Annotated in this window: 8 protein-coding genes; 3 read left to right on the forward strand and 5 right to left on the reverse strand. The window is 61.4% G+C overall.

Going from position 1 to position 7978, the window contains the following annotated elements; genetic code table 11:
* Positions 1-257: 257 nt before the first annotated feature.
* The gene (locus ABJF10_RS26990; protein ID WP_348547730.1) at positions 258-686 is read right to left on the reverse strand and encodes a cytochrome c oxidase assembly factor Coa1 family protein; all 429 of its coding nucleotides are present in this window, start codon (positions 684-686) and stop codon (positions 258-260) included.
* A 219-nt stretch (positions 687-905) separates the two neighbouring features.
* Between ABJF10_RS26990 and ABJF10_RS26995 the strand changes: the two genes are divergently transcribed.
* The gene (locus tag ABJF10_RS26995; protein WP_348547731.1) at positions 906-1481 is read left to right on the forward strand and encodes a hypothetical protein; all 576 of its coding nucleotides are present in this window, start codon (positions 906-908) and stop codon (positions 1479-1481) included.
* Between the two features lie 13 nt (positions 1482-1494).
* On the forward strand, positions 1495-1881 hold the full coding sequence (locus ABJF10_RS27000) for a hypothetical protein (protein ID WP_348547732.1): 387 nt from the start codon (positions 1495-1497) through the stop codon (positions 1879-1881).
* A 133-nt stretch (positions 1882-2014) separates the two neighbouring features.
* Here ABJF10_RS27000 and cimA read toward each other — a convergent pair whose 3' ends face one another.
* On the reverse strand, positions 2015-3592 hold the full coding sequence (gene cimA, locus ABJF10_RS27005; RefSeq protein WP_348547733.1) for a citramalate synthase: 1578 nt from the start codon (positions 3590-3592) through the stop codon (positions 2015-2017).
* Positions 3593-3815: 223 nt separating this feature from the next.
* Between cimA and ABJF10_RS27010 the strand changes: the two genes are divergently transcribed.
* Positions 3816-4958 (forward strand): hypothetical protein, encoded by a 1143-nt coding sequence (locus ABJF10_RS27010; protein WP_348547734.1) that lies wholly within the window; start codon positions 3816-3818, stop codon positions 4956-4958.
* A 147-nt stretch (positions 4959-5105) separates the two neighbouring features.
* Here ABJF10_RS27010 and ABJF10_RS27015 read toward each other — a convergent pair whose 3' ends face one another.
* From ABJF10_RS27015 to ABJF10_RS27025, 3 genes are read right to left on the reverse strand one after another with little or no spacing between them, the layout of a single operon-like run.
* Positions 5106-6308 (reverse strand): NAD(P)/FAD-dependent oxidoreductase, encoded by a 1203-nt coding sequence (locus ABJF10_RS27015; protein WP_348547735.1) that lies wholly within the window; start codon positions 6306-6308, stop codon positions 5106-5108.
* A gap of 51 nt (positions 6309-6359) precedes the next feature.
* A complete protein-coding gene (locus tag ABJF10_RS27020) occupies positions 6360-7175 on the reverse strand; it encodes a hypothetical protein (protein WP_348547736.1) in 816 nt (271 codons plus the stop codon).
* Position 7176: 1 nt separating this feature from the next.
* The gene (locus tag ABJF10_RS27025; RefSeq protein ID WP_348547737.1) at positions 7177-7809 is read right to left on the reverse strand and encodes an isoprenylcysteine carboxylmethyltransferase family protein; all 633 of its coding nucleotides are present in this window, start codon (positions 7807-7809) and stop codon (positions 7177-7179) included.
* Positions 7810-7978: the final 169 nt, after the last annotated feature.

The raw sequence follows: 7978 nt of genomic DNA on the forward strand, positions 1-7978 counted from the left end.
GAAGTCGTCTGCTTCAGCTTACCCAATTCTGTCCGAAAAATCGATACAGGCTCACCTGGGTATTCCACCATGGCGGCCCTACCCTGAAAGGGTTGCAGCGCAGAGGTCGCGCGAGAAAAGAGATTCAACCCTTTCAGGGCTCATCGCATCGGGGCATTGACCTAGGGTAGCTCGCAGCTCGCAACCCTAGGCTGGATGATGAAACGCCGTTGGCGTTTGTCTCCCGCAAAACTCAAAATGCCTCCACCGAAGGAAGGCTACGGGCCGACGTGAATCTTCTTCCCACTGCCCTCGACGGTGACGGTAAAGTCACTCACCACCCAGTCTCCGCCGTCTTTCGTGGCGGCATAATGCAGGCTGCCCGAAGCCTTCGGTCCCTTGAGGGGAATGGTGAGATCAGCGGTTCCAGTGGACGTGCCGCCGGAGTCATTGGTGTTGACGTTGCCCTGCGGCATGAAGCCCGGTTCGATGGGCGTGCCCAACTCCGCCTGGACTTCCGGCGAAGCAGTGGCCCCCGCCACCGCCGTCTGGTAAGGCCCCGACGACTTGATGATTTTCAACACCCCCATGAAAATCGCCCCACCACCGATCAGTGCCAAGACCATCAGCCCGAGACACCCGCCGCACCCGATCAGCCACCAATTCGTTTTCTTTGCGGGGGGAACGGGTGGGGTCGAAGAGTCCATGGATAAAACGCTAACTCGGCGTCCGCCCAGGCACCATCCTTTTAGTCAGCAACCGTCATGACCCTCCAGTCAAGAGCGCCGCACACTCAGGCAGCATCGCAGTCCCTTTGCCCTACGGGAATACAAACCTGAAAGCCCATCGCGCCGACTTTCATCGCCAAACGCTCCGGCTTTCACTAGTCTTGGGGCTATTCAGAATTTGCGCCAGCCTGATCCCTCATGCTCCAAGAACATAAGACAAATACCAATCTTGGTATCGGCTTTGGCATTGTCTTGCTCTCAGTCGCCAACTTTTCCTCCAAGGGGACGTTCTCGCCATTCACAACTCAACTCATTGCTCTCGGCGGTCTGGCTCTTTACCTTTGGGGCGGTGCCAGCTACGCACTCGGGAAAGGGCATTCTGGATGGTGGGCGATCGTGTTGTTCATTCCGTTTCTCGGTTTGATCATTCTGGTCGCACTAACCGACCATCACGATCAGCGCGCTCGACCGGTCAGCCGCGGTCGCTCCTCCTGGGGTATCACATTACTCCTGGTGCTCCTGCTCTTCTTCGGACTGGCTGGATGGAGGGCCTTCCACGCACCTCATCCTCGATCCGTCGCCGAAGCGCAGGCGCAGGCGGTGAAGAGTTATCCGCAACTCTCGGTCCTCAACTCCCCGCTCAACCACGAGTTCGTCACCCGCTACAAGAGATACCAGGCCACCAATAAGGACTATTTCAAGAACCCCGACTGGCCTCTGGCTTTGGCGGCAGAATGCCAATCTGCGATTAACCCAACATCAAACAGCAGATGACCTGCCGCATCCAATGAACGACAAAATGACGGGTGCCTCCAATGCAGCAACGCGTCCCATGAGCGACGAACCAAAGCCGAATCCTCACCCTAATGCTTCCGAGAAAAAGCAGATCAAAGTGTTCTATGGCGAATTGTACGAGACCGTCGAAGCACTTTTCTTTCGTCACGATCCTATCGGTATCAACTTCGAGGACAACACCGACAAATACAGTCCCGAGGTTTCCACCGTTCTGCCGCGTCTGCGCTCCTGCTCCTCCGTCGACGACGTGCAGCGCGTGTTGCATGAGGAGTTCACCCGTTGGTTCGGCGACGCCGGGCCTCCGGAGCAATATACGCCCATCGCCGCAGAGCTTTGGCCACTCTGGAATGACTTCCAAAGTAAGGTTCGCAACGCCTGATGCGGCGCTGGACGTTTCATGACGCCACGTTGGCGTCACGGACGCCTCTCGTAGTTGGGAAGCTGGCAGCTTCCCCTACAGCGCACCCCTTTCTATCTCTCCGCGCCTCCGCGCCTCGTCGGTTCAATAAACCTCAGAGCCGCGCTTCGCGGCCGAGCTTGAACTCAAAGCTGTCCACCAGGGCCAGCCAGCTTGCCTCGATGATATTGTCCGAGACACCGACCGTGCCCCAGCTCGTCTCGCCATCGGTGGAGTCGATCAATACGCGTGTCCGCGCGGCGGTGCCTTGCTGGCCGTTGATGATGCGGACCTTGTAATCGTCGAGCTGCACGGAATCGATCGTTGGGTAAAACGCCCGTAGCGCCTTGCGCAACGCGGCGTCGAGCGCGTTCACGGGACCGTCGCCTTCGGCCACGGTGTATTCCGCCGTGCCTTTCACCCGCAGCTTCACCGTCGCCTCGCACTTGTTCCAGCGCCCTTCGTCGCCCGAGCGACGGTAGGAGCAGTGATATTCCTCCAGCTCAAACAGCGGCCGGCTCAGCCCGAGTTGGCGGCGCACGAGCAATTCGAACGACCCTTCCGCTGCCTCGAATTCGTAGCCTTCGCTCTCCAGCAGTTTCACTTGGGACAGGATCTTCGCCACTTCCGGCGCACCTTTGGAAAACTGGAAGCCGAGCTTCTCTGCCTTCACGATCACGTTCGACTGGCCCGACATGTCGGAGATGGTGATGTTGCGCTCGTTGCCCACCAGCACCGGGTCCACGTGCTCGTAGCTGCTGGCCAGCTTCTGCACCGCGTGCACGTGCTGGCCGCCCTTGTGCGTGAAGGCCGCCGTGCCCACGTAGGGCGCGCGGATGTTGTGCGGCACATTGGCCAGTTCATCGACGAAGAGCGAAAGCTCGCGCAGCCGCGTTAGGTCGGGCACGACCGGTGTCTGGAGCTTGAGCTGCAAGTTCGCCGCGACCGTGATCAGGTCGCAATTGCCCACCCGCTCGCCGTAGCCGTTGATCGTCCCCTGCACTTGCACCGCGCCGGCAGCCACCGAGGCCAGCGCATTGGCCACGCCGAGACCGGAGTCATTGTGCGTGTGGATGCCCACGGTGCCCTCGCCCAACGCCGCGATCACATCGCGCGTCGCCTGCGCGACGAAATCCGGCAGCGTGCCACCGTTCGTATCGCAGAGGACGATGAGATCCGCCCCGGCGTCATGCGCCGCCTTCACCGTCGCCAGCGAATACTTCGGGTCATCCTGATAGCTGTCGAAAAAATGCTCGGCATCGTAGAGCACCTCACGACCGTGCTTCTTCAGGTAGGCCACGGTATCGGCGATCATCGCCAGGTTTTCCTCCAGCGACACACCCAGCACTTCGGTCACCTGCAACGGCCAGGTCTTGCCCACGATCGTCACCGCCGGCGTCTCCGCCTCCAAAAGGATGCGCACCTGCGGATCGTCCTCGACCTTCATCTTGCCCCGGCGCGTCGCCCCGAAAGCCGAAATCTTCGCGTTCTTCCACTTGCGCTTCTTGGCCTCGTTGAAGAACTCCGCGTCCTTCGGGTTCGAGCCCGGAAAACCGCCCTCGATATAGTGCACGCCGAACTCGTCGAGCTTCTCCGCCACGCGAATCTTATCGAGCATCGAAAACGAAATCCCCGTCCCTTGCGTGCCGTCGCGCAGGGTGGTGTCGTAGAGGGTGACTCGTGGTTTCGTCATAAAAAAGGGGTGCATGCATACCCCGGATTGCCCCGGGAGGCAAGGAGCGCGCTCGGGCTCCCGGCAATAAACGCCGCCACCGAAAGAAGCACACCAGAATGCCTTACGGCGACGTTAAGCAGCCGAGGGGTCGCTCGCCGCGCCTTTCACTCAAGATATCGCATGCAAAACTTCTGGACCGGCCCAGATTCCCACACGCCCCGACCGCCTGAATCGGTCCCTTATGCACATCGTCACCTCCCAAACGCTCGCCAGTCGCCGGCGTTTCCTCCGTCAACTCGCCGCGGGCGGCGCATTTTATTCCGTGAGCGGGCTACTCGCCGAGGCGCTGACGCTCACGCCACGGCAAACGCAGGGGCCATTCTATCCGGTGGCCAAAAACATCCCGCTCGATAAGGACAACGATCTCGTCATCGTCGACGATCATCTCACCCCGGCCAAAGGCATCGTCACCTTCGTCAGCGGCCGCGTCCTCGACAGCAAGGGCCAGCCGATCCGCAATGCACTCATCGAGCTCTGGCACACGGACCACGACGGCCAGTATCTCTTCGCCGCCGACGCCCCGCGCAATCCGCGCGCCGACGCCAACTTTGCCGGCTTCGGCCAATTCCTCACCGCTTCCGACGGTGCCTACAAATTCCGCACGATCAAGGCCGGCCTTTACCGCGGGCGCACCCGTCATTTCCATTTCGGCATCACCATCCCGGGACAAAAGACCCGCTTCACCACGCAGCTCTACTGGAACGAAATCGCCCGCGCCGCCGATGGCAGCGTGTGGGGCACCACGAATGACAACGACGGCGTGTTGCGCGGGGTGCGCGACCCGGCGGAACGGGCGGCGGTCATTCGCGATTTCACCGCCGTCCCCGGCAGCGCCGCGGGAGAGCAGGAGACGACTTGGGACATCGTAATGGGCCTCACACCCGTCGAGCAGCCCTACCCCGGCGCGGAGGATGGCGTGCTCGTCCTCGCGGGCAGCGAGATACCGGCCGCCACCAGCGGCAAGCGGCGCTACAAAATCTCCGTCCCCGCACAGGCCGGCTACAGCTACGAGGTCTACGCCAATCCGACGCTGGGCAATCTCGGTTGGGCCGCGCTCCCGTTCTCACTTCAGGCCGCCGACAAGCTGGATCGCAACATTCACACCGCCAAGGCCGAGGGCAGCCTCGACCTCTTCGTCGAGAAGGAGTCGGTGAAAGGATACTACCACGTCGCATTCCGCGTTCCGGGTGCCGATCTCGGCACCCCCGGCGAAATGCGCGGCTTCGGCGGACCCGGCGGACCACCACGTGGTCCGAGTGGACCCGGTGGACCTCCTCCGCCCGGGTTCGATGGCGGCGGCCCTCCACCTCCCCCGCCTAACTGACGCGTTCCGCTGGTTTTCTCCGACCGCCACCTTCCGAGACTTGAGCCTCCATTGGCTCCATGGGCACGATTGGCTCTGTTGGCTCCATTTGTCCCATTGGGTCCATTGGGTCCATTGCCGAAAATGGGAGTTTTTAGCAAATAAAAATTAGATCGTCTCTGCCTTCTTGCTGCGCGGCCACTCGCGGAGCTGCGTCTTCGCCGCTTCCACTTTCTCGGGCGTCTGATTGCAAAGCGCCACGCTCATGAGCGCGGAGAGTTGGTAAGACCGCACGATGAATTTCTTTTTCGCCAGGTCGCCCTCGAATTCGATGCGGGTGGGTGGCTTGCTATAATCGCCGAGGAAATCGAAGTGCAGATCGAAGACCGTGCTGCTCGCGTGCGGCAGATGCTCGAATTTGATGCGCTTCTTGCCCGTCATGTTTTGCCCCGCGACATGACCCTGCGCTACGGCGGCGTTCCAGTGCTCCACCCGCCGCACTCCGCCGAGGATCTTGTCCGGATACGCGGCCACATCGCCCGCGGCGAATATCCCTTTCTCATCCGTCTCGAGATATTCGTTCACCGGGGTGCCGTGCGGATAGGCCAGCGGAGTATTGAGCACGAGGCCGAGATTCGGCTCCGCGCCGAGGGCCACGATGGCCAGTCCAGCGGGAAAGCGCTGACCGCTTTTCGTCTGCACATTCTTCAGCACGGTCCGCCCTTCAAAGCCGTTCAGTGTTTCTCCGATCAACAGCTTGATGCCGTGCTTCCCGAGATACTCACCGAGCCACGCGCTTCCCTCCGGACCCAACGACCTCGACCAAAGCGGGGCGCGATGCAGGAGCGTGACCTGGGCCTTGGGCAATTGCGCCAGCAGCGAGGCCGTCTCCAGCGCAATGCAGCCGCCGCCGATGATCACGATCTGGTGCTCGGTCTCCGCGATTTCGCGCAAGGCCTGCACGTCGCGCAGCGAGCGCAGATAAAAGACATTCCCGAGATTGCCGCCGGCTACCTGCGGGCGCCGCGCGCGGCTGCCCGTGGCCAGCAACGCCTTGCGAAACTCCACAGCCTGCCCGTTGCCGAGCACCGCGAGACGCCGTTCGATGTTGAATTGCGTGACGAAAGTATCGAGCCGCAAGTCGACGTGATGCTTTTGAAACCACGCGCCATCGTGCACGCACAATTTCTCCGCCGCGTGGTTCCCGGTCTTGCGCAAAATCGAGCTGAAGAGCAGCGGACGCTGGTAGGGCAGCGCGATTTCGTTGCCCACAAGCATGATTGTCCCCTTCTTGTCATGCTCCCGGACGCCTTCGCACGCACTGATGCCCCCAGCTCCGGCGCCGACGATAAGGTAGTCTCGACGAATCATTTACCAGAATAGATTACGGGGTGTTTTGGGGGGTCCGCGAGATAATTCGGCTTATTGCACGTAAGCTCGCACGCGGTTTTTCCATCCCCCCAGCCAGCGTTCCTCGTGGCGCTCCGGCGGCGCGTTGTGCACCCGGCGCGTCAGCACCTCCTCGGCGCTCTTGGCAAAAAGCGCCGCGGGGCTCGCTCCTTCGCTCTCGCCCATGCCCGCCAGCACTTGCAGCAGGCCCCAACCTTCGCCCGCGTAGCGCTCGGTATCCTTAGTGCCTTCGCCCTTGAAATTCACATAATCGATCAGGGCAAACTGCCCGCGTGTCGTAGCGGCCAGCCGATCGTAGTTCGCCTTGATTTTCGCCCGTTGATTCGCCGGCGCGCCCACGAGCATTTTCGGCAGGGCCATTTCCATGCGCTGCACGAGAAACCGGGCCTGCACCTGGATCGTCGAAGCGAGGAGATCGCGCAGCTCCGTCATTTTTTCGCTCTTCGCCGCCGCCAGGAATTCCGCGCGGGCGCTCCACGGGCAATCGTCCTCCGGCTTGATCCAGGCGGGAACCTTCACGGAATTCGCGGCGAAGAATTTGACCAGGAGCGGGAAACTTTCCTCGAACGGGCCATTCACCCCCTTCGGGTACCAGATAAAATGCCCGATCCCGAGCGAAGCGAAATTCTCCCCGGAATTCCACGAGGTCAGCCCCTCGCGCGTGCCGCTGCATTCATTCTGCCATACCCGGCGTCCGATCACATCCAACTCCCGGGGAGTCAGCGCGGAAGCCACGCTGGCAATCAGCACAAAAGCAAAAGCACAAAGCAGGCGCATGTAATCGACATGGCAGCCGCAACCAAGGCTCGCGTCAAGCGGCCATCGCATTTCAGCCCCAGACTTTATCGATCCATTCCTCGCCCAGCAGTGCCAGGTAGATTCCCGCCGCCCACAAGGCAATCGCCAATTCGCCCCGCGCCGCCCGCCAATGAAACGCCTGCCGCACCCGTCCCGGCCAGGGCCGGAGCCGCGGGAGGAAGCGCGGCACTTCCGCGCAGTATCGCGCATAAGCGGTCCCAAATTGCTGGCGCAGGTACTCCTCCTCCGCCGGCACGATGCTGATGTAGAGGAATAGAAACGCCAGCGCCGTGAGGAAATAGGCCCGCGGATCCCCGATCAATGCGGCCATGCCAAAACCGAGGCACATCGTCCCGGCATAGATGGGGTTGCGGAGATAGGCAAACGGGCCACCGGTGACCAATTGCGGAGCTTCGATCTGCGCCGTGCGTGTGTGTCTCCCAGCACAGCCGCTGCCCCAGGCGCGCAACGCGAGGCCGCCGCACGCAAAAAGAATCGCCAGACTCTGAAACACGCGATGCCCCGGGGCAAAAAAGGGCACCGGCGAAAGCCACTCGATTCCCCCCGCAGCCACCCCCAGCCCCACCATCAACCTCCAGCCAAATATCCTGCGCCCCAACCCAGCGAGGAATGAGGAGCGCGAAGTCGGTGGAGTGAGAGACATACCACCGCCTTTACTAACAGACTCGCGACAAAATCAAGCGGTCGTTGCAGTCGGCCGTGCCGTCAGCCTTCCGTCCCAAAGTGCTCGTTCAGGCACTTCGTGATGGCCTCCAGACTCACCGGCTTGGCCAGGAAGGGAAAACCGCCGATTTCGTTATTTGTCTCCTTCT

This window comes from Chthoniobacter sp., assembly GCF_040003245.1.
Taxonomy (GTDB): domain Bacteria; phylum Verrucomicrobiota; class Verrucomicrobiia; order Chthoniobacterales; family Chthoniobacteraceae; genus Chthoniobacter.

What these genes read in the sequence shown, in the direction of transcription:
- ABJF10_RS27000 (WP_348547732.1), top strand. Translation starts at nt 1,495, where the DNA reads ATGAACGACAAAATGACGGGTGCCTCCAATGCAGCAACGCGTCCCATG.
- ABJF10_RS27020 (WP_348547736.1), bottom strand. Translation starts at nt 7,175, where the DNA reads ATGCGATGGCCGCTTGACGCGAGCCTTGGTTGCGGCTGCCATGTCGAT.
- ABJF10_RS26995 (WP_348547731.1), top strand. Translation starts at nt 906, where the DNA reads ATGCTCCAAGAACATAAGACAAATACCAATCTTGGTATCGGCTTTGGC.
- ABJF10_RS26990 (WP_348547730.1), bottom strand. Translation starts at nt 686, where the DNA reads ATGGACTCTTCGACCCCACCCGTTCCCCCCGCAAAGAAAACGAATTGG.
- ABJF10_RS27015 (WP_348547735.1), bottom strand. Translation starts at nt 6,308, where the DNA reads ATGATTCGTCGAGACTACCTTATCGTCGGCGCCGGAGCTGGGGGCATC.
- cimA (WP_348547733.1), bottom strand. Translation starts at nt 3,592, where the DNA reads ATGACGAAACCACGAGTCACCCTCTACGACACCACCCTGCGCGACGGC.
- ABJF10_RS27010 (WP_348547734.1), top strand. Translation starts at nt 3,816, where the DNA reads ATGCACATCGTCACCTCCCAAACGCTCGCCAGTCGCCGGCGTTTCCTC.
- ABJF10_RS27025 (WP_348547737.1), bottom strand. Translation starts at nt 7,809, where the DNA reads ATGTCTCTCACTCCACCGACTTCGCGCTCCTCATTCCTCGCTGGGTTG.